General features: G+C 61.4%; 18 protein-coding genes. 12 read left to right on the top strand and 6 right to left on the bottom strand.

Annotated features, from left to right (window positions below):
* The first annotated feature begins 64 nt into the window (after window positions 1–64).
* Entirely contained in the window at window positions 65–658 is a 594-nt protein-coding gene (locus GPL81_RS17695) for an NUDIX domain-containing protein (RefSeq protein WP_160107779.1), read from the top strand.
* A gap of 90 nt (window positions 659–748) precedes the next feature.
* Here GPL81_RS17695 and GPL81_RS17690 read toward each other — a convergent pair whose 3' ends face one another.
* Window positions 749–1,261, bottom strand: a complete 513-nt coding sequence (locus tag GPL81_RS17690; protein ID WP_160107778.1) for a methylated-DNA--[protein]-cysteine S-methyltransferase — start codon at window positions 1,259–1,261, stop codon at window positions 749–751.
* Between the two features lie 151 nt (window positions 1,262–1,412).
* Between GPL81_RS17690 and ggt the strand changes: the two genes are divergently transcribed.
* Complete coding sequence (ggt, locus tag GPL81_RS17685) at window positions 1,413–3,140, top strand: gamma-glutamyltransferase (protein WP_160107777.1); 1,728 nt, start codon at window positions 1,413–1,415, stop codon at window positions 3,138–3,140.
* Window positions 3,141–3,208: 68 nt separating this feature from the next.
* Window positions 3,209–3,742 (top strand): cysteine hydrolase family protein, encoded by a 534-nt coding sequence (locus GPL81_RS17680; RefSeq protein ID WP_160107776.1) that lies wholly within the window; start codon window positions 3,209–3,211, stop codon window positions 3,740–3,742.
* 131 nt (window positions 3,743–3,873) lie between these two features.
* Here the strand turns inward: GPL81_RS17680 and GPL81_RS17675 are convergent, their stop codons facing one another.
* Window positions 3,874–4,515 (bottom strand): TetR/AcrR family transcriptional regulator, encoded by a 642-nt coding sequence (locus GPL81_RS17675; RefSeq protein WP_160107775.1) that lies wholly within the window; start codon window positions 4,513–4,515, stop codon window positions 3,874–3,876.
* A gap of 172 nt (window positions 4,516–4,687) precedes the next feature.
* Here GPL81_RS17675 and GPL81_RS17670 point away from each other — a divergent pair, with 172 nt between their 5' ends.
* From GPL81_RS17670 to GPL81_RS17650, 5 genes are all read left to right on the top strand, one after another.
* Complete coding sequence (locus GPL81_RS17670) at window positions 4,688–5,437, top strand: gamma-glutamylcyclotransferase (protein WP_160107774.1); 750 nt, start codon at window positions 4,688–4,690, stop codon at window positions 5,435–5,437.
* 138 nt (window positions 5,438–5,575) lie between these two features.
* Window positions 5,576–6,598, top strand: a complete 1,023-nt coding sequence (locus GPL81_RS17665) for a helix-turn-helix transcriptional regulator (RefSeq protein ID WP_160107773.1) — start codon at window positions 5,576–5,578, stop codon at window positions 6,596–6,598.
* 147 nt (window positions 6,599–6,745) lie between these two features.
* Complete coding sequence (locus GPL81_RS17660) at window positions 6,746–8,593, top strand: amidohydrolase (RefSeq protein WP_160107772.1); 1,848 nt, start codon at window positions 6,746–6,748, stop codon at window positions 8,591–8,593.
* Between the two features lie 148 nt (window positions 8,594–8,741).
* Complete coding sequence (locus GPL81_RS17655; protein WP_160107771.1) at window positions 8,742–10,139, top strand: purine-cytosine permease family protein; 1,398 nt, start codon at window positions 8,742–8,744, stop codon at window positions 10,137–10,139.
* 165 nt (window positions 10,140–10,304) lie between these two features.
* Entirely contained in the window at window positions 10,305–11,333 is a 1,029-nt protein-coding gene (locus GPL81_RS17650; RefSeq protein WP_160107770.1) for a sterol desaturase family protein, read from the top strand.
* Window positions 11,334–11,445: 112 nt separating this feature from the next.
* Here GPL81_RS17650 and GPL81_RS17645 read toward each other — a convergent pair whose 3' ends face one another.
* The 4 genes from GPL81_RS17645 to GPL81_RS17630 form a co-directional block, all read right to left on the bottom strand.
* The gene (locus tag GPL81_RS17645; protein WP_160107769.1) at window positions 11,446–12,162 is read right to left on the bottom strand and encodes a L,D-transpeptidase family protein; all 717 of its coding nucleotides are present in this window, start codon (window positions 12,160–12,162) and stop codon (window positions 11,446–11,448) included.
* Complete coding sequence (locus tag GPL81_RS17640; protein WP_246218946.1) at window positions 12,159–12,842, bottom strand: M15 family metallopeptidase; 684 nt, start codon at window positions 12,840–12,842, stop codon at window positions 12,159–12,161. Before GPL81_RS17640 ends, GPL81_RS17645 begins: the two co-directional genes overlap by 4 nt.
* Window positions 12,843–13,046: 204 nt before the next feature.
* Complete coding sequence (gene glyA, locus GPL81_RS17635) at window positions 13,047–14,303, bottom strand: serine hydroxymethyltransferase (RefSeq protein ID WP_160107767.1); 1,257 nt, start codon at window positions 14,301–14,303, stop codon at window positions 13,047–13,049.
* A gap of 352 nt (window positions 14,304–14,655) precedes the next feature.
* The gene (locus GPL81_RS17630) at window positions 14,656–15,579 is read right to left on the bottom strand and encodes a LysR family transcriptional regulator (protein WP_160107766.1); all 924 of its coding nucleotides are present in this window, start codon (window positions 15,577–15,579) and stop codon (window positions 14,656–14,658) included.
* A gap of 151 nt (window positions 15,580–15,730) precedes the next feature.
* Here GPL81_RS17630 and speB point away from each other — a divergent pair, with 151 nt between their 5' ends.
* The 4 genes from speB (at window position 15,731) to betA (ending at window position 21,722) form a co-directional block, all read left to right on the top strand.
* Complete coding sequence (gene speB, locus GPL81_RS17625; RefSeq protein ID WP_160107765.1) at window positions 15,731–16,729, top strand: agmatinase; 999 nt, start codon at window positions 15,731–15,733, stop codon at window positions 16,727–16,729.
* 10 nt (window positions 16,730–16,739) lie between these two features.
* The gene (locus GPL81_RS17620; RefSeq protein ID WP_160107764.1) at window positions 16,740–18,248 is read left to right on the top strand and encodes an aldehyde dehydrogenase family protein; all 1,509 of its coding nucleotides are present in this window, start codon (window positions 16,740–16,742) and stop codon (window positions 18,246–18,248) included.
* Between the two features lie 228 nt (window positions 18,249–18,476).
* Window positions 18,477–20,030: a purine-cytosine permease family protein gene (locus GPL81_RS17615; RefSeq protein ID WP_160107763.1), complete on the top strand. Its 1,554-nt coding sequence runs from the start codon at window positions 18,477–18,479 to the stop codon at window positions 20,028–20,030.
* Window positions 20,031–20,033: 3 nt separating this feature from the next.
* A complete protein-coding gene (gene betA / locus GPL81_RS17610; RefSeq protein ID WP_160107762.1) occupies window positions 20,034–21,722 on the top strand; it encodes a choline dehydrogenase in 1,689 nt (562 codons plus the stop codon).
* Window positions 21,723–21,965: the final 243 nt, after the last annotated feature.

The raw sequence follows: 21,965 nt of genomic DNA, 5'->3' as shown, positions 1-21,965 counted from the left end.
GGCGCAGAAGTCGGGCGTTTTGACCTAAGATGTCGATTCACTGAAAAAAACAGGATGCGTTTTCATGTTGAACACAGCCGAGCGGGTCAACATCCTTGAGTCCCAGGTGTTGTCCCACGACTGGTATCTGTTGAAGAAAATCACCTTCGATTACCAACGCAACAGCGGCGAATGGCAGCGTCAGACCCGGGAAGTCTACGACCGTGGCAATGGCGCGGCGATTCTCCTGTACAACCGGGAAAAAAAGACCGTGGTGCTGACCCGGCAATTTCGCTTGCCGGTGTTCGTCAACGGTCATGACGGTTTGCTGATTGAAGTCGCGGCAGGGTTGCTTGAAGGTGCCGCGCCCGAAGAGCGCATCCGTGCCGAGGCTGAAGAGGAGACCGGGTACCGCGTGCACCATGTGCAAAAGGTGTTCGAGTCCTACATGAGCCCTGGTTCGGTGACGGAGAAACTGCACTTCTTTATCGCTGAATACGATGCGGCATCAAAAGTCAGCGATGGCGGTGGACTGGAAGAGGAAACCGAGGAGCTGGAGGTGCTGGAATGGTCGTTCGATGAAGCGCTCGACGCGTTTTATCGCGGGGACATCTGCGACGCGAAAACCATCATGCTGTTGCAGTATGCGGCGATGAAAAACATCTTCACCGCGCCCTGACCTTGTAGGAGCTGGCTTGCCAGCGAAGGCGACCTCGAGTCGAGCGCAGAGTCCAAAGGCCCCTTCGCTGGCAAGCCAGCTCCTACGGAGTCAGAAGCCTGGCAGGCGTGCGGTGCCAGGCCAATGTCCGCCCTCCAGCGTCAACAACAGTTCCTTGGCCTCCAGCCCCCCGGCAAACCCGGTCAGTTTCCCCGACGCGCCAATCACCCGATGGCACGGCGCGATAATCGAAATCGGGTTCCTGCCATTCGCCGCACCCACGGCCCGCACCGCGCTCGGGTTGCCGATCTGTTCGGCGATCTGGCTGTAGCTGCGGGTTTCGCCGAACGGAATCGTCAGCAACGCTGCCCAGACCTTCTTTTGAAAATCCGTCCCGGAAAAATCCAGCTCCAGTTCGAAACGCTGACGTGTGCCGGCGAAGTATTCGCGCAGCTGCCTGGCAGCCTGCACCAGGATCGGGTTGTCCGGCGCTTCGCTCATCGGGCCCAGGCGCACTCGACCGGGCTTGTCGTTTTCCCAGAGGATGGCCGCCAGTCGCGAGCCGTTCGCCACCAGCTTCAATTCACCGACCGGGGAGGCCAGGGTGATAAAGGTGTAAGTCATACCTTGGGGCCGCACCGAATTGTTGAACGGGTGTTAAGGATACTGTCTCGCCGGGGAGGCGCAATACGCAATCTTGTCCATACTTGCCTACTGCTCCTGAAGCGTTCCCTCTGTTTTTGTACAGAGCCTTAAAACAAAAAGAGACCGACTCATGAAGTACGAACCTTTTGCCAAATCGCTGATTGCGACTGCCTTGTCGCTCGGCTGTCTGACTGCTCAAGCGGCCTCCGTGGCCCCGGTCGCGGGGGAAAACGGCATGGTGGTCACGGCCCAGCATCTGGCCAGCCATGTGGGTGTGGATGTGCTCAAAAGCGGCGGCAACGCCGTGGATGCCGCCGTCGCGGTGGGGTACGCACTCGCAGTGGTTTATCCCGCGGCCGGTAACCTCGGTGGCGGTGGTTTCATGACCATTCAGCTCGCGGACGGGCGCAAGACCTTCCTCGATTTCCGAGAAAAAGCACCCCTTGCCGCCACCGCCAACATGTACCTCGACAAGGAGGGCAATGTCGTTCCGGAATTGAGCACCCGTGGCCACCTGGCCGTCGGTGTGCCCGGCACCGTTTCCGGCATGGAACTCGCGCTGTCGAAGTACGGCACCAAACCGCGCAAGGAAGTGATCGCCCCGGCTATCAAGCTCGCCGAAGACGGTTTTGAGCTGGACCAGGGGGATGTCGACTTGCTGCATGAAGGCACCGACATGTTCAAGAAGGACATGAAGGATTCCGGCTCGATCTTCCTGAGCAACGGCGAACCGATGCAGGTCGGGCAGAAACTGGTGCAGAAGGACCTGGCCAAGACCCTGCGGGAAGTCTCCGAGAAGGGCGCCGACGGCTTCTATAAAGGTTGGGTAGCCGATGCCATCGTCACGTCCAGCCAGGCCAACAAGGGCATCATCACCCAGGCCGACCTCGACAAATACAAGACCCGCGAACTGGCGCCGATCGAATGCGACTACCGTGGCTATCACGTGGTCTCGGCACCGCCACCGAGTTCCGGTGGCGTGGTGATCTGCCAGATCATGAACATCCTCGAAGGTTATCCGATGAAGGACCTGGGCTATCACTCGGCCCAGGGCATGCACTACCAGATCGAAGCGATGCGTCACGCCTATGTCGACCGCAACAGCTACCTCGGCGACCCGGATTTCGTGAAAAACCCGATCGCCCACCTGCTCGACAAAAACTACGCGACCAAGCTGCGCGAAGCCATCCAGCCGCAAAAGGCCGGCAATTCCAAGGAGCTCAAGCCCGGCGTAGCGCCCCATGAAGGCAGCAACACCACCCATTACTCCATTGTTGACAAATGGGGCAACGCGGTGTCGGTGACCTACACACTCAACGACTGGTTCGGTGCCGGGGTCATGGCCAGCAAAACCGGGGTCATCCTCAACGACGAGATGGATGACTTCACCTCGAAAATCGGTGTGCCGAACATGTACGGGCTGGTGCAGGGCGAGGCCAACGCCATCGCCCCCGGCAAGGCACCGCTGTCGTCCATGAGCCCGACCATCGTCACCAAGGACGGCAAAGTGGTGATGGTCGTCGGCACCCCCGGCGGCAGCCGCATCATCACCGCGACCTTGCTGACCATGCTTAACGTCATCGACTACGGCATGAATATCCAGGAAGCGGTCGATGCGCCACGTTTCCACCAGCAATGGCTGCCGGAAGAAACCAACCTGGAACACTTCACCACCAGCCCGGACACGGTGAAGATGCTGGAAAGCTGGGGTCACAAGTTTGCAGGTCCCCAGGACGCCAACCACCTGGCGGCGATCATCGTCGGGGCGCCGTCGCTGGATGGCAAACCGGTGGGCAAGAACCGCTTCTACGGTGCCAACGACCCACGGCGTAAAACCGGGTTGTCGCTGGGTTACTGACGGTTGTGTTTGAAAGGGGACGGACTTATGTTCGTCCCCTGGTTTTTCAACTCATCAAGGAAGGCACCATGACCAGTGCGCTGTTAATCATCGACGTTCAACAAGCCCTGTGCACCGGCGAGTACGAGTGCCATGAGATCAAACGCGTCATCGACACCATCAACGGCCTCAGTGCCAGAGCGCGAAAGGCGGGTGTTGTGGTGGTGCTGATCCAGCACGAAGAAGAGGGTGATCTGTTGAAACACGGAGCCCCGGGCTGGCAACTGGCCGAAGGGTTGCAAACCTCACCCGACGATCATCGCGTGCGTAAAACCACCGGCGATTCGTTCTACCAGACAAACCTGCAGAACCTGGTGCCCGTGCAGGACTTCGAACGCTTGGTCATCTGTGGCCTGCAAACCGATTACTGCGTGAATGCCACCCTGCGTCAGGCGCATCAATTGGGCTACGACGTGGTGCTGGCCGCCGACGCGCACTCCACCGTCGACAACGGCAACACGACTGCCGAAGACATCATTGCCGAACATAACAGGGATTGGGCGGACCTGAGTGGTTCGGTGGCCCGGATCGATGTCATCCCGGCCAAAGGCATCCATTTCTGACACCACCGCAATCCCTGTAGGAGCGAGCCTGCTCGCGATGGACCTGAGAGCACCACGGGGTGTCAGGTTCCCAGCGTTATCTTTGACGACCATCGCGAGCAGGCTCGCTCCTACAGGGTTCCCAGCGTGTCTCAAGTCGCAAACATCAGCACCTTGGGTGCCCGCACAACCTGCGGCATCACACCCCCCAGCACCAACCGGGTGATGGTCGCCGCGGCCTCCTGATAATCCACATCCTGCGGCGTCTCCCGCCCGGTGATGTGCGCCATCTGCCAGCCAAGATTGGTGTAGGTGCGCGTTGCCGACCAGATAAACAGCATCAGATGTTCCGGGTCTACCGGCGCCAGCAATCCCCGTTCGATCCAGCTGCGCAGGCATTCGACGTTGCGCCGGGCTTCGGCGTACAGCAGTTCGCGACATTCTTCGGGTAAATATCTGGCCCCCAGCAGTAACTCACCACTGAACACCTTGGCTACGTGCGGATGTTCACGGGCGATGCGGATCCGCGCCGCGATATAGGCAGGCAACCCCACCAGCGGATCATCGCTCTCACGCAGCACCGCCGAAGCTTCCAGCAACGGTTCGACGAAACCGAGCAGCACTTTGGCGTAGAGGTTCTCTTTGCTCTGGAAGTAGTAATACAGATTCGCCTTCGGTACCCCTGCGCGCGCTGCGATGTCGCGGGTCTGGGTAGCGTCGAATCCCTTGGCGGCGAACTCTGCGCTGGCGGCCTCCAGAATCAGCTGTTGGTTGTGTTGGCGAATACGGCTCATGGGCATGTCTTGGCGATTTGAGCTGCGCAATATACAAAACTATATAGCGTGTGAGCCAGCCATGAAGATGAGCGGTGCGCTGACGCTCGGCGCCTGGCACAGGACAATTCGACATGCAGTGCTAGTCTTTGAGCTTGATCGACCGTCGTTGGATCCATATTGAGAGGCGGATATGGGCGCAGGCAAACCCCGGCAACCGACCCGACGAAACCTGACGGCGGAGCTGGTCGCCCATGTCGAACGGTTCGAGCCCGACCCGGGGCCGGAACCCGGTACCACCGAACATACCCCACAAGAATTTGATGCGATGGTGGATACCCTCTTGCGGGAACACACCCCGAAGGATCTTTGGGTATTCGCCTACGGCTCGCTGATCTGGAACCCGGAATTCGAATTCGAGGAACGCCGCAGCGCCATCGCTTATGGCTGGCATCGTTCATTCTGCCTGACCCTGACTCGCTGGCGCGGCACCCGCGAGTTGCCAGCACTGATGCTGGCCCTCGATCGGGGCGGAAGCTGCCAGGGCCTTGCCTACCGGCTGCCCGCGCAGGATCACTTCAAACAGATCGCTCTTTTGCTGGCCCGGGAGATCGACGCCAACCCGCCGACCAACGTGGCACGCTGGATCACGGTGAAGACCGCGTCCGGACCATTGCGTGCACTGGCCTTTGTCGCCGCGCGGGATGGCAAGGCTTATGCCGGCAAGTTGCCGATGGACAAGGTCGCCCAGGTCCTGGCCCGCGCGGCGGGGCACTGGGGTTCGGCGGCCCAGTACCTGTTCCGCACCGTGACCATGCTCCGGGAGCAAGGCATCCGCGACCGCAACATGAGCCGCATCGAAAGCCTGGTGGCCGAGGAAATCGAAGCCTTGTTGCTTACGCGATCTACTGTAGGAGCGAGCCTGCTCGCGAAAAAAGTCTGAAACGCGTTCATTCAGGCAGCACGGGTTTTCGTTAATGTCCATCGCGAGCAAGCTCGCTCCTACAGGAGGCGTGGACGTCGTTAGGGGGCCTGTGGCATGGTCCAGCCCCCAGACCACGCAGCCAATAGGACCAGCACGATGGAGGAGGCACATCAGGGCAGCATCGATACGTCGATGACCACGCTGCAGGCATTTAACCGTTGCGTATTGGAGTTGGGGCGCCTCGCACGGGAGCGGGGTGCCGCCGAGTTCATCGCCGACGGCCTGCAAGCGTTCCGCCAACTCGTACCCTTCGCCTCGGCCTGGTGGGGCGAGATGTCCGTTTCGGACGCCAGCGCACCGCCGCAAAGCTGGATGCACGGGCGCATCGACCTGGCCGACTCCTTTGCCGCCGAATGGCAAAAGGGCGCCGGCAGCGACAGGTTTTCCCATGACACCTTGAGCCGTCCCGGCGAGGTCATCCGCGACAGCGGTTACACCGATCCCCATGCAGAGGTGGACGCCTTCGCCCGGCGCCATGACCTCTACCACCCGATGTGCATCACCTTCGAGCTGCCGGAAAGCGGCTTGATGTTTTTCGTTTGTCTTTACCGGGGCAGCGAAGCACCGGCATTCAACGACAGTGAGGCCGGTTTGTTTGCGGCCTTCTGCGACCACTTGTTGCAGTTGTGGCGATTTCAGGTGCAGGACATGATCCGCGTCGACACCGGCAACGGCGCCACCGACTTCGCGGTCGCGCGGCTGGACGGTGGTCTGCTCTATGTGGGCGCCGGCTTGTGCGCGGTCATTCAGCGCGAATTGCCCGGCTGGAACGGCTCGACGCTACCGGCCGAAGTCATCGCGCAGTTGCCCAATGCGCCCTGTGTCATGCGCCTGGGACGTTCGGCACTGACCCTGACCCCAAATGCCGAGCACGTCATCCTGTCGCTGGAAACCCAGCCACGCGGGGTCGTGTTGGCGCCTCGCGAACGGACTGTCGCCATGCTGTTTGCCGCCGGTCACTCCTACAAGGAAATCGCCCGAATCCTCGTCCTCAGCCCGGCAACGGTGCGCACCTATCTGCGCAATTGCTACCTGCAACTGGGCGTGAAGAGCAAGGTGGAACTGGGTTCGATCCTGCGTTCAACACCTGCACTGGTGCCAACGCCACGCCGCGATTGAGTCCCGCGGTTCAACAAATTGCCTGACCCCTCCTCATTTGCAGAGGTCCGTCCAGCCGCCGCGCGCTATAGGGTATGCCCTGCATATCAAGGGCATGCGCGGCCGTCTGGTCGAGTCCTTGCAAAACAATAAAAAGGGGTGGGGCATTTGAAATTTTCCAGGCTATTTATCGCCGTTGCCGGTGCAACGGCCGTTTCCTGCGTGGCGCTGGTGGGATGCCAGCGTCCGGGTTCGACCAGTGCCGACATGGTCATGCGCAATGGCTACGTCTACACCGTCGACGGCAAGAATTCGGTGCAGCAGGCGGTGGCGGTCACGGGTGGCAAGATCGTCTATGTCGGCAGTGATGAGGGGGTTGCTGCGTACATTGGCGCACAGACACAGTTGATCGATCTGGCGGGACGCATGTTGATGCCCGGCTTCATCGACGCGCACATGCATCCCGGGGATGGTGGTCGCGCCATGACGTTGTGCGACCTGAAATACCAGACCATGACCCGCAAGGTGTTCCAGGAAACCATCCAGGCTTGCCTGGACGCCGACAAGGACAAGGGACCGGATGTCTGGCTCGAAGTCGGCAGCTGGGATCGCATGGGCATGGACGGACTCGACGGTGACCCCGACAAATCGACCCTCGACGCGCTGAAGACCCGGCGTCCGATTCAGGTGCGCTCCACCGACTTCCATACCGTGCTGGTCAACTCCCGTGGCCTCGCGGTGGCGGGCATCGACAAGCACACGACCAACCCCGGCGATGGCAAATACGTGCGCGACCGTGCCGGCAACCCGACCGGTATCTGCGAGGACGGCGCGGCCGATGCCATGGCCGCCGTGGTACCGCCCGCCACCGATGCCGAGAAGCTGACCCAGAGTCGTGCCGCGCTCGACGCCATGCGCCAGCAAGGCATCACCAGTTTCTTCGATGCCTTGTCGGGACCGGAGAACGGCAAGGCATTCACCACGTTGCAGCAGTCCGGCGAACTGACCGCCCGGGCCTTGCTGGCGATCAAGCTCGATCCGGCCGCCGCGACCGCCGACCCGGAGAAAACCATCGCCGAAGCCAAGGCAATGGCCGCCACCTACGATCAGGGCGAGGCCAAGGTCGCGCCGGGGGTGAGCATGCGTCACGTCAAACTGTTCATGGACGGCATCATCAACGCACCGGCCGATACCGGGGCGATGTTGACGCCCTACCTGCACAATGCCGGCACCGAAAAGGCGCCGAAATGGACTCCCGGCAAAAACCGTGGCGAGCTGTATTTCCCGCCGCAGGTACTCAATCCGCTGCTACTCAAAGCTGTGCAGGCCGGTTTCGATCCACACCTGCACGCCACTGGCGACCGCGCAGTGCGTGACTCGCTCAATGGCATCGAATACGTGCGCCAGCAATTACCCGGCAAGGGCTTTCGCCCGACCATTACCCATGCCGAGTCGGTGGATCCTGCCGACTACGGACGATTCAAGGCGCTTGATGTGACCGCCAACATGTCCTTCCAGTGGGCGCAGCAGGCACCGTCCACGGTCGATGGCACCAGCGATCACCTCGGTGCCGAACGGTTCGCGCGCATGGAACCGTCCGGCAGCATCGCCCGCGCCGGGGGGCGGGTGGCCTATGGGAGCGACTGGCCGGTGGATCCGCTCGACGAGTTCCTCGCGCTGAAGATCGGTGTCACCCGCTCGGGCGACCCACAGAACCCGCACAGCTATGGCCCCAACTATGCCGGCAGGCTCAACGCCGACCCGGCGCTGTCCCGTGCCGAGGTGCTGCGCACCATTACCCTCAACGCCGCCGAGCAGCTCAGGTTGGAGCCGGTGGTCGGTTCGATCGAAGTGGGCAAGTTCGCCGATCTGATCGTCCTGGATAAAAACTTCATGCAGGTGCCCGAGGACGAACTGGGGCGTAATCAGGTGTTGCTGACGCTGGTGGGCGGCAAGGTGGTGTGGGCCAAGGCGCCGTTTGTGGGGCAGGTGGCTGTTGCCGAATCAGTGAAATAGCCAACGACCACATCCCTGTGGGAGCGGGCTTGCCCGCGATGGCGGCGGCATGTTCAACATTGATGCAAGCTGACCCACCGCAATCGCGGGCAAGCCCGGCTCCAACAGGGAACGCGTTATGCCTCTAATTTGGAAGAGAACAAGAATAATGACCCAGCAACGCAGTCCCCTGATCGAAACCCGTTCGATCGATTACATCCCCGAAGCCGAGCGCCATGGCAGCCTGTACAGCCAGTTCACCCTGTGGCTCGGGGCCAATTTGCAGATCACCGCCATCGTCACCGGGGCACTGGCCGTGGTGTTGGGCGGTGATGTGTTCTGGTCGCTTATCGGCTTGTTGATCGGCCAGGTGCTCGGCGGTGCCGTGGTGGCGCTGCACGCGGCGCAAGGGCCGAAGCTCGGGTTGCCGCAGATGATCTCCAGTCGCGTGCAGTTCGGGGTGTACGGCGCGGCGATCCCGATTGTCCTGGTGTGCCTGATGTACCTCGGCTTCAGCGCCACCGGCGCGGTGTTGTCGGGGCAGGCGATTGCGCAGTTGATCAGTGTCAGCGACAGTGCCGGCATCCTGATTTTCGCCGCCTGCATCGCCTTGCTGACGATGTTCGGTTACCGGGTGATCCATCTGGTCGGGCGGATAGCCAGCGTGCTGGGCGTCATCGCGTTCGTCTATCTGTTTACCCGGTTGATGGCCCTCAACGATATTGGCCTGCTGCTGGAACATCGCCATTTCGCCTGGAGCACGTTCCTGCTGGCGGTGTCGCTTTCCGCGTCCTGGCAGATCGCCTTCGGCCCGTATGTGGCCGATTACTCACGCTACCTGCCGAGCAAGACCTCAACCTGGAAAACCTTCACTGCCGTTGGCCTCGGTACAGTGCTCGGCGCCCAGGCTTCGATGGTGCTGGGGGTGTTCGCCGCGGCATTGGCGGGAGCGAACTTCCGCGGTCACGAAGTGGCGACCATCGTCGGTCTGGGCAGCACCGGGGTGATGGCCTCCTTGCTGTACTTGAGCGTGGTGTTCGGCAAGGTCACGGTGTCGACCCTCAACGCCTACGGCAGCTTCATGTGCGTAGCTACCATCATCACCGGTTTCCGCAGTCGTCTGGAATTCAGTGCCGGCCAGCGCATGGTGTTCGTACTGGTGATTGTCGCGGCATCCACCACGCTGGCGCTGCTGGGGCAGTACTCGTTCTTGAACAGCTTCAAGTATTTCATCCTGTTCTTGCTGACGTTCTTCACCCCCTGGAGCGCGATCAACCTGGTGGATTACTACTTCATCAACAAGGAGCGCTACGACATCCCGGCCTTGTCCGATCCGGCGGGGCGGTACGGTCGCTGGAACCTGCTGGGGATCAGCGTGTACGTCATCGGCGTGCTGATTCAGCTACCTTTCGTCGACACCCATTTCTATTCAGGTCCGATGGTCGCATGGCTCGGCGGCGTGGACGTGTCCTGGATCGTGGGGCTGGTGGTGCCGGGTGCTCTGTATTACTTCTTGGCCCGGACCTCGGTAGTGATCGTGCCGGTTGACCGCAGCTCCAAGGCCTGAATAAGATACATCCGCAATCACGTCTTCATTCGGTGGTACAGCGCAAACCCTGTAGGAGCGAGCTCGCTCGCGATGGTGGTGAACGATTACGCGTAAAACCAGATGCCCGGCGGCGCGTTTGATTTTTTCGCGAGCGAGCTCGCTCCTACAGTTATGAGGCCGGTCATGGATGTTCTCGCACCACTCTACCAATACCTGTTCAGGTGGGTGATCGCCCCTGTCAGCGAGCAGTTCCTTGGCCTTTTCGATCTCAATGGCCGTCTGTGTATCGCCTTTCTCTTCACGTCCTATGCCGTTGCCTATGGTCTGTTCCGCGTGCGCAGATCCCGCGGGCTGACCGACGCCCGTTCTTTCTGGCAGTTCATCGGTGGCAATCGGGTGCATTTACATCCTTCGGCGTTGCTCGATTACCGCTACTACTTTGTGCGGGCGATCCTCCGAGTCGTGCTGGTGGTGCCCATTGTTGGCCTGGTTGACCCCTACGTGCTGCGCTCTGGCGACTACGTGCGTTTCTTCACGCACCTTTGGGGCGCGCGGGTGCAAGTGGAAGAACACCTGGCACTGACCCTGGCCTACGGGCTGGGTGTGTTCCTCGTGCAGGACTTCATCCATTACTGGGCCCATCGCGCCTACCATTCCCGCTACCTGTGGGCGTTTCACAAAGTCCATCATTCGGCGCCGGTGCTGGTGCCGGTCACGGCCAGTCGGGTGCATTTCATCGAGAAAATGGTCGAGCGACTGATCGATATCGTGTTCCTCAGCGCCTTTGCCGGCCTCTTCTGGTACGCCTGCGGCGGGGAGATCAGCCGCTACACGCTGTTCGGCGTGACCTACGTGGTGTTCATCCTCAACGCGCTGGCGGCCAACCTGCGGCACAGCCATGTCTGGCTGTCGTTCGGGCCGGTGGTCGAGCACGTGCTCAATAGCCCGGCCCAGCACCAGATCCACCACAGCGACGCCCCTCGACACTTCAACAAAAATTTCGGGATCAACCTGTCACTCTGGGACTGGATGTTCGGCACGCTCTACGTCACGCAGTCGCAGCCCGAGGCGATCCGCTTCGGCACGGGCGAGGCGGATCACGAACGTTACCTGACGGTCTTCAGCCTGATCGTGACGCCGTTTGTCGAAATAGCGCGCAAGCTACGCAATCCATCATTTCGACGAGCGAGAAGGGCAACACTGCTCCGTTGAACCTGTGGGAGCGAGCCGGCTCCGGGCGGCGTTCCGACGAAGACGTCGGCACATTCAGCATTGATGTGACTGATGCACCGCATTCGCGAGCAGGCTCGCTCCCACAGGTAGTTCAACGCCCGGGAAGCTGCCAGCGTTCACGCAAGCGTTGGTATTCAGCCTCGGGCAATTGCACCAGCAGCGGGGACTGGCGCGGGTCCAGCCAACTGAACAAACGCGCGATATCTGCTGGCGCCATGGCGGTACAGCCCAGGGTCGGCATCGTGTGGCCGCGCCAGATGTGGAAGAAAATGCAGGAGCCCGCGGCGGGGGACGCCGGGGTGTTGTGCTCGATGAAAATGCCTTGGCGATACATGTCATCGTTGCGCCGCATGCGCTCGGAACTGTTCCAGTCCTTGTCGACCGTCGAGCCGTCGACCAGTTGGTTGTAGCGTTTGGACTGGCTGTCATCTACGCATTCAATGGCGGTTGTCAGCGCGAGGTAGGGCAGTCGGGTTTCAGCCGTTGGGGCATAGCCGAATGCCGTGCTCAGTTTGAACATCCCGGCCGGGGCCTTGCCGTCGCCTTCCTGTTTGAGTGGTCCCTGGCGTTCTGCAACGCTGTTGAGGCCCTTGCCCCAGGCCATGCCGTTTTTTCCCAGCACCACCGGAAACGGTGCCTCGAATTTTTCAAAGGTGTTGCCGTGGCGTTCGTATCGTTGGGCGATGCCCTGAGTGTCATTCCAGTCCTTGCTGGTGACGACAATCAGTTGCCGACTGTCGTCGAGCCCCTGGGCCATGGCTGCACAGGGCAACAGCAGCAGGACGCACGCCTTGAGCAATGGGTTCATGGTGTGGGCTCAAGCGGGGTGATGGGGAAATCCATGACCGTCTTCAACGACGCATCCCGCGTGTATGTGAAATGCCACCACTCGGCGGAGTAGCCGGTGAATCCCTCTTGCTCCATGGCACGGGTGAGCCGCTGGCGATTTTCCAGGGCGGTGGCATTGATCAACGCGGTGTCGGTATGGGCGCGCTCATCGAAGCAGTCGAAACCGGTGCCCATGTCGACGGCGCCGTCGTGCCAGCGCTGACCGTAAGGTGCCGTGCAATCGACGGGGGTGGCCGAAGGCGTCCAGCTGTCGGCGGGCAGGGCGTCGGGACCGGTCAGTGTCAGGTCGACAGTGCCGCCTTTGGAGTGATTGGACACCCGTGCCACGTAGCCCAGGCGCCAGAAGTCCTGCTTGTCCACCCGAGGATAGAACTCGGCCTTGCGCGGATCACCCGGCTGCGTCGCAAAACGCCCCATGTCCGCGACCGCCCGACTGGGGCGATAGCAGTCGAATACCTTCAAACCATAGCCTTGGGCCCGCAGTGTCGATTGCACCCGGGCGAGGGCCCTGGCGGCGTCCAGCGACAGCAGGCACTCTGGCGCTTCGTAGCCGTCGAGTGGATGACCGGTGAAATTGTGGGCGCCGGCATAGCGGATGTCCTGCTCGATGCCGGGGTCGATCGCGCGCAAATACACCATGTGCGCGGGCCTGTCTTCAGCAGCGGCGAGGCCGGGCAGGGAGAGGCAAAGGAACAGAAGCAATGATCGAGCTGCAAATGGCATCGTGCCGGACCTCCGAAAATGCCCTGTAGGAGCTGGCTTGCCAGCGAAAAGCGGATTGTCAGTCAACCAAGAGGTTGATTGTGCCGCCGTCTTCGCTGGCGAGCCAGCTCCTACAAGGGATCAGTCGCGGTAGACCGGGAAATCACTGCACATGGCCGCGGCCTGGCGGGCGACTCGCGCTTCGACTTCGGCATCGCCCAGGTGATCGAGGATGTCGCAGATCCAGCCCGCCAGCTCAATGCTCTGGGCTTCCTTGAAACCGCGACTGGTGATTGCCGGCGTACCGATGCGCAGGCCGGACGTCACGAACGGCGATTGCGGATCATTGGGCACGGCGTTCTTGTTCACGGTGATGCCGGCCCGGCCGAGGGCGGCGTCGGCGTCTTTGCCGGTCAGGCCCTGGCGAATCAGGCTGACCAGGAACAGGTGGTTGTCGGTGCCGCCGGACACCACGTCGTAGCCCCGCTCGACAAAGACCTGCGCCATCGCCTGGGCATTGCGGATCACTTGCGCCTGATAGCTCTTGAACGCGGGCTCCAGCGCTTCCTTGAAGCACACGGCCTTGGCCGCGATCACGTGCATCAACGGGCCGCCCTGGCCGCCGGGGAACACCGCGGCATTGAGTTTTTTCTCCAGCTCGGCATTGGCCCTGGCCAGGATCAGCCCGCCACGGGGACCACGCAGGGTCTTGTGGGTCGTGGTGGTGACCACGTCGGCGAACGGAACCGGATTCGGGTACAGATCAGTCGCCACCAGCCCGGCGACGTGGGCCATGTCGACAAACAGATAGGCGCCGACCTTGTCCGCGATCTGCCGGAAGCGCGGGAAGTCCAGGGTCTTCGAATAAGCGGAGAACCCGGCAATGATCATCTTCGGTTGATGCTCCACCGCCAGACGCTCGACTTCGTCGTAGTCGATCAACCCGGTCGCAGTGTCGATGCCGTACTGCACGGCGTTGTACAACTTGCCGGAAAAACTCACCTTGGCACCGTGGGTCAGGTGACCGCCATGGGCCAGGCTCATCCCCAGCACGGTGTCACCGGCTTGCAGCAACGCCAGATAAACCGCGGCGTTGGCCTGGCTGCCGGAGTGTGGTTGCACGTTGGCGTAATCGGCGCCAAACAGTTGTCTGGCGCGGTCGATGGCCAGTTGCTCGACCACGTCGACGTGTTCGCAGCCACCGTAATAGCGCTTGCCCGGATAACCCTCGGCGTACTTGTTGGTCAGGCCGCTGCCTTGCGCCTCCATCACCCGCCGGCTGGTGTAGTTTTCCGAGGCGATCAACTCGATGTGGTGTTCCTGCCGAGTGTCTTCGGCGTTCATCGCCGCCAGCAGTGCGTCGTCGTAGCCTTTGATCTGGTCGTGCTTGCTGAACATGGTGGAGTCCCCTTGGTTGTACTCCTGTGGGAGCAAAGCTTGCTCGCGATGAACGATGACGCAGTTCATCAGATAGACCGCGTAACGGCCATCGCGAGCAAGCTTTGCTCCTACAGGGTTTCGTTGTTGTTGGACGTTGTTATTCGCAAGGGCGATGCCAGTATTTATTATTTGTTTTAAAACAAAGGCTTATGTGTTTTTTTGATTGAGTGGCGCAGGCGTTCCGTACTGAAATCAATACAGCCATGCAGGCATTGGCGAGCGAAGTCCGGGCCAGGCGGGTTATCAGGGGCTTGTCTTGATTTCACTACGGTGTAGCGATTTGCGTACAGCTCCCACAAAGGAAAGTCCGTCAGCGCCTCTCGGATGGTGGCGCTTTGCGCGAACAGGCCGCCAGGTCTTCGAGGAACGCCTGGAGTATTGGCGGTGACGCCGTGCCGCGCCGGGTGATCACGTCGAACGGCGACATCAGTTGCAGACTCTGCGGGGCAAGCTGGTGCATCTCCCCGGACTTGATCCACTGGGCGGCGAAGTGGGCCGGTAGAAAGCCCAGGTAGGCGCCGGAGATGATCAGGATCGCCAGGGCCTCGATATTGTCCACGGTCGCTGCCGCCTTGCTGACGCCCAGGTGCTCCAGATCGTATTGCTGCATGTAGCCGCGCACGACAATGCGGCTGGTGCTGATCTCTTCGAGCAGATCATCGCCTTCGGCCTGGCTGCCGAACAGCGGATGGCGGCGCCCGCAATACAGCCCCAGGGCTTCCTGATACAGCGGCGAATGCAACAGCCCCGGCACATGGATCGGGAAGTGCCCGATGGCCAGGTGCAAGCGACCGTCGAGTACCCGTTCCTCCAGTTCGGCGGGTTCACCGACGTAGACGCTGAGGTGCACATCGTGCCCCCGCGAGACGAAGCGCTGGGTGGTGCGCGGGATCGGCGAGTCCGGATCGGTGATGGTGCTGTCGATGATCCCCAGGTTGAGCTTGCCGCTGATGTGCTGCTTGAGCACGTCGGCGTCCATGCAGAAATTTTCCACCGCCGAGAGCAGGCGCTGGGTGGCTTCGTGAATCGCCACGCCTTGCTCGGTCAGGCGAAAGCCACTGCGCCCGCGCTGGCAGAGCTTGACCCCGAGCCGGGTCTCCAGATGGGTCATCTGTTCGCTGATGGTCGACTGGCCGGCGTTCAGCGCCGCCTGCGCCGCGGAGAAGCCGCCACAGCGGACAATCGTGGCAAACACCCGAAGCAACTTCAGGTCGACATCGTGCAGTTGAATCACCCTGGACCTCCCGTGTGTGGATGCATCGGCAATGCCGATATGAGTATCTGATGTTTAGCATTTTTTCCACGAAAAGCTGCGCCCATAGTCACTCCAACGGCGGTCGCCCTGCAGTCCGCCAAGCCGATAACAAGAAGTGGAGAGGCTTGAAATGTCGAACAACGGTTATGAATCCGGCCGCCTGAACCTGCCCTTCGTGGGGCATTGCACCTTCGGCAAATCCCCGGTGTGCACCGACTGGGATGCCCTGGACGCGGATGTGGCGGTGCTTGGTGTGCCCAACGACATGGGCACCCAGTGGCGTTCCGGCGCACGCTTCGGACCACGGGGCATTCGCGAGGCATCGACGCTGTTTTCCTTCGGCCATGCCGGCGCCTATGACCACGAAGATGACGTCATGTACCTGACCGCCGCCGACGTGCGCATGGTTGACGTCGGTGATGCCGACATCGTCCACACCGACATGGTCACCAGCAACGAAAACACCGAATACGCCGTGCGCAAGATCCTCGATGCCGGAGTCATGCCGGTGGTGCTCGGCGGCGATCACTCGGTGCACGCGCCGGTGATCAAGGCGTTCGAAGGCCGTGGACCAATCCACATCATCCATTTCGATGCGCACCTGGATTTCGTCGACGAGCGCCATGGCGTGCGCTACGGCCACGGCAACCCGCTGCGCCGCGCCTCGGAAATGAACCACATTGTCGGCATGACCCAGATGGGCATACGCAACGTGTCGTCGTCCAACCGTGACGACTACGAAGCGGCCCATGCGGCGGGTTCGAAGATCCTTTCGGTGCGCGATGTTCGTCGCTTGGGCGTCGACGGGGTGCTGGCGCTGATCCCGCAGAACATCAACTACTACATCACCATCGACATCGACGGTTTCGACCCGTCCATCGCCCCCGGCACCGGCACTCCCAGCCACGGCGGCTTCCTCTACTACGAAGTGCTGGAGATCATCCAGGCCCTGGCCAAACGCAGCAAAGGCAACATCGTCGGCATGGACCTGGTGGAGGTTGCGCCGGTTTACGACCCGACCGGCATGACCTCGATTCTGGCCGCGCAACTGCTGCTCAACAGCATCGGCTTCATCTTCCACGAACGCGCCCAGGCGCGGCAGTCCATCCACGAAGCCAGCCCGGCCTGAGAGCATGAACATGGACACGAACGTCAAAAGCTACCTGCAGAAATACGGCGTCAGCGAAGCCACCCAGACCTTCCTCGGCAAGGTCCAGAAAATGTTCATCGGCGGTGCCTGGGTCGAGGCCAGCGACGGCCAGACCTCCGAAGTCATCGAGCCATCGACCGAAGGCCTGATCACCCGCATCCCCATGGGCACCGTCGAGGATCTGGACCGCGCCGTGCAAGCTGCCCGCGCCCAGTTCGACGGCGGCGCCTGGCGCCAGGCCAAACCGGCGGAACGCGAACGGCTGATGCAACGTCTGGCGGACCTGATTGAAGAAAACGCTGCTGAACTGGCCGAGATCGAATCAATCGACATGGGCAAGTCAGTCGCGTTTGCCAAGGATGTCGACATCCAGGGCACGGTCGATACCCTGCGTTATTTTGCCGGTTGGGCGACCAAGCTCCACGGGCGCACCGTCGAGCCGTCGCTGCCGGGCAATTACCTGGCCTATACGCGCAAGGAAGCGGTGGGTGTGGTCGGCGCCATCGTGCCGTGGAACTTCCCCCTGCAAACCATGGCCTGGAAACTCGGGGCGGCGTTGGCCACCGGTTGCACCGTGGTGGTCAAACCCGCCGAACTGACCTCGCTGTCGGCCCTGCGTTTTGCCGAACTGGTGCAGCAAGCGGGGATTCCGGACGGTGTGATCAACATCGTCACCGGCCGCGGCAGCGTGGTCGGCGCGGCCATGGCCACCCACCCCGACATCGACAAACTGACCTTCACCGGCTCGACCCCGGTGGGCCGCACCGTCGGCCGCGCCGCGCTGGACGAAATGAAACGACTAACCCTGGAACTCGGAGGAAAATCACCGGTAATCGTGTTGGCCGATGCCGACATTCCGGCCGCTGCGCAAGCGGTTGCCAATGGCGTGTTTTTCAACTCGGGGCAGGTGTGCGACGCCGGTACGCGGGCCTATGTTCATCGCAGCGTCTATGACCAATTCCTGCGCGAACTGATCGCCTACACCCGGACCTTGAAGATCGCGCCCGGCATGGATCCGGACTGCTTCATCGGCCCGCTGGTATCGGCCCAGCAGAAGCAGCGGGTGACCGAGTACATCGAAACCGGCAAGCGTGAAGGCGCCGAACTGGTCTACGGCGGCCAGCCAGTCGAAGGTCCGGGCTATTTCGTCGAGCCGACCATCTTCGCCCATTGCCGCAACGACATGCGCATCGTCCAGGAAGAGATCTTCGGCCCGGTGCTGGTGACCGCGCCCTTCGACGATGAAGAAGAGGCGCTGGCCCTGGCCAACGACTCGGCCTATGGCCTGGCGGCGGCCCTGTATTCCAACGACCTGGGCAAGGTGCACAGCCTGATCCCACGGTTGCAGGCGGGCTCGGTCTACGTCAACGCCCACGGCACCCTCGACCCGTCGATGCCGTTCGGTGGCTACAAGCAGTCCGGTTTCGGCAAAGACCTGGGTGCCGAGCAGCTCGATTACCTGCTCGAAACCAAGGCGGTGTGGATCACCTTGCCCTGACTGCCGAACACCGGCCTCGCTTCTGTGGGAGCAAAGCTTGCTCGCGATGACGTCAGCACTTCCAGCAGAGATGTCTACTGACAGACCGCTATCGCGAGCAAGCTTTGCTCCCACAGAGGCAGGGTTTGGGTATTTGAATAAATTGGAACTGCAAGGAGGCATCCGGACGTCGTTCACCCGAAAGAATGCGGTTATCTCGTCATGATCTTCCAACAATAAGAGACCATCATGAACATTGACGCCAAGCCTGCTCCGAGTGTGTCCATCCTCGACGACAAATCCGTGGTCGAGAGTCATTCCATCGATTTCATCCCGGAAAGCGAGCGTACCGACAAACTGTCGAGCCAGGGCCCGTTCTGGTTTCTCGGCAACTTTACTTTCTTCACCATGACCATCGGCTTCGTCGGCCCCAGCGTCGGCCTGACCGCCCTCTGGACCACACTCGCCGGCACGCTGGGCATCATGTTCGGCACGCTGTTCATGGCCTTTCATGGTTCGCAAGGCCCGCACCTGGGCCTGCCGCAGATGATCCAGTCCCGGGCGCAGTTCGGTTATCGCGGGGTGATTCTGGTGTTGTTGGCGACACTGTTCGTGTTCGCCGGTTTCAACATCGTCAACCTGGTGCTGATGATGCAAGGGCTGCACACGCTGTTCGGTTTCAGCCCCACGGTGATCGCGGTGGCGGTGACGATACCGGCGGCGGTGCTGGCGATTCTCGGCCATGACTGGATGCACCGCAGCTTCAAATGGGCGTTGTACCTGTCGCTGCCGCTGTACGGTCTGGTGACGTTGGCGGTGCTGATGGGCTGGGTGCCGGATGCGGTGCTGCCGGCACTCGCCGAAGGCGAAGTGGCACCGGCGCCGCTGGGCTTCAACTGGACCGGTTTCATCGCCCAGTTCGCAGCAGCGGCCAGTTACAACATCGCTTACGCACCCTATGTCTCCGACTACTCGCGTTACCTGCCGAAGAACACCTCCAGCGGCAAGCTAATTGCCGTGGTGTTCCTCGGTGCCTCGTTGTCCGGTGCGTGGATGATTTCCGTTGGCGGCTGGCTGGCCGATCACCTGCACTCCACCGACGTGCTGGTGGCCCTGGGGCAAGTCGGCAACACCGTGTCGCCGCTGATGGGCACGGCGGTGGTGGTCATCACCATCCTGGCGTTCCTGCCGGTGATCGCGATGAACATCTACAGCGCCAAGCTGACCACATTGACCTGCGTCGACTCGATCAAGCACATCGAACCGACCCGCAAGGCTCGCATCCTGGCGATTGCTTTCGTGATCCTGCTGCAACTGGGCGTGGCCCTGAGCATCCAGAGCTCGGGCAAGGGCCTGTCGGTGCTCGGCATCTATCTGGTGGTGATGTTGTACTTCCTGGTGCCGTGGACCTCGGTCAACCTCACCGACTACTTCTTCGTGCGCAAGGGCCGCTACGCCATCCCGCATTTCTTCATGCCCCACGGCAACCTCTACGGCAGCTGGGGCCTGCGTGGCATCGCTGCGTACGCCATCGGCTTCATCTCGATGATCCCGTTCTTCTACATCTTTGATGGCGTCGAGCAGCGCGAAGTGTATGTCGGCCCGCTGGCCAAGGCGCTGGGCAGCATCGACATCGCCTGGCTGGTCGGGCTGATCGTGTCGGGGCTGGCGTACTACTGGCTGAGCCGCTCGATCGATCTCAAGCGTGAAGAAACCGTCATCCAGCACATCGAAAAAACCTGCCCGCAATACACCACCGGCGACTCGCTCAGCGTGTTCAACGAGTCGGCGGTACGGAGATAAATCATGGCTACGCAAAAATACGACTACATCATCATTGGCGCAGGCTCTGCCGGTTGTGTGTTGGCCAACCGCCTGAGCGAAGACCCTTGCACCTCGGTACTGGTGCTGGAATTCGGTGGCAGCGACCGCAGTGTGGTGATCCAGATGCCCAGTGCGTTTTCGATTCCGATGAACACCAAAAAGTACAACTGGCGCTACGAAACCGAGCCGGAAACTTACCTCAATGGCCGGCGCATTCACTGCCCGCGTGGCAAGGTGTTGGGTGGGTCATCGTCGATCAACGGCCTGGTCTACATCCGTGGCCATGCCTATGACTTCGACGAATGGGAAACCCTCGGCGCCCAAGGCTGGGGTTATAAGAATTGCCTGCCGTACTTCAAGCGGGCCGAAAGCTACGAGTCGGGGGGTGACAGCTATCGCGGGCAAACCGGACCGCTGCACACCACCAATGGCAACCACATGAAAAACCCGCTGTACGGGGCCTGGGTCGAGGCCGGTGCCGAAGCGGGCTACATCAAGACCGACGACTGCAACGGCTTCATGCAGGAAGGCTTTGGTGCGATGCACATGACCGTGAAAAATGGCGTGCGCTGCTCCACCGCCAATGCCTACCTGCGGCCCGCCATGGGTCGGCCGAACCTGACCGTGATCACCCACGCAATGACCCGGCAGATCATTCTCGACGGCAAGCGCGCGGTGGGTATCCGCTATGACCACGACGGCCAGACCCACGAGGTGTATTGCAACCGCGAAGTGCTGATTTCGTCCGGACCCATCGGTTCGCCGCACCTGCTGCAACGCTCCGGCATCGGCCCGGCCGAAGTCCTGCGCAAAGCCGGGATCGTCGTGCGTCATGACCTGCCTGGAGTCGGGGAGAACCTGCAGGATCACGCCGAGGTGTACATCCAGTTCGGCTGCAAGGAGCCGGTGACGCTCAACAGCAAAATGGACCCGCTGAGCAAGTTGTTGATCGGCCTGCGCTGGCTGCTGTTCAAGGATGGCCTGGGCGCTACCAACCACTTCGAGGCCGGCGGTTTCATCCGCTCCGACAAGGGCTTGCGCTGGCCGGACATTCAGTTCCACTTCCTGCCGGCGGCCATGCGCTACGACGGCAACAAACCGATCAAGGGCCACGGCTTCATGGTGCTCACCGGGCCGAACAAACCGAAAAGTCGCGGCTATGTGCGGGTCCGTTCCGCCGACCCTTACGAACACCCGGAAATTCGCTTCAACTACCTGCAACGCGAAGAAGACCGCGAAGGCTTCCGCCGTTGCATCCGCCTGACCCGGGAAATCATCGGCCAGAAGGCGATGGACCGTTTCCGCGACGGCGAAATCGCCCCCGGTCCGCTGGTGCAAACCGATGAACAGATCGACGCCTTCGTCCGTGAAAACCTCGAAAGCACCTACCATCCCTGTGGCTCGTGCCGTATGGGCGAGGACGACATGGCGGTGGTGGATTCCGAATTGCGGGTGCATGGCATTGTCGGGTTGCGGGTGATCGACTCCTCCGTGTTCCCGACCGAGCCGAACGGCAACCTCAATGCACCGACCATCATGCTGGCCGAGCGGGCTTCGGATCTGGTGCGCGGGGTAACGATGCTGCCGGCATCGGAGGTGCCGGTGGGGTTGGTGGAGAACTGGGAGAGCAGCCAACGCTCGTCGTTGCCGGGGCGTAACGTGCGGGTCTGACTTGATTTTGCGGGTATCCCCAAATCCCCTGTGGGGGCGGGCTTGTCGGGTCGCCGCATCGCAGCGAAGGCGGCCTGACAGCCGACCTGTCTCTTGCGGATGTATCCAATCCCTGTGGGAGCTGGCTTGTCGGGACGCCGCATCGCAGCGATGGCGGCCTGACAGCCGACCTGAATGTTGTTGACCGAGTACATATCCATTCCTGCGGCAACGGCTGCTTAGGGTTCCGCTCTTACAGCGGGT

This window comes from Pseudomonas izuensis (genome assembly GCF_009861505.1).
Classification (GTDB): Bacteria; Pseudomonadota; Gammaproteobacteria; order Pseudomonadales; family Pseudomonadaceae; genus Aquipseudomonas; species Aquipseudomonas izuensis.
The sequence above is the reverse complement of the archived record's forward strand: the minus strand, read 5'-3'. Positions and strand labels throughout refer to the sequence as shown.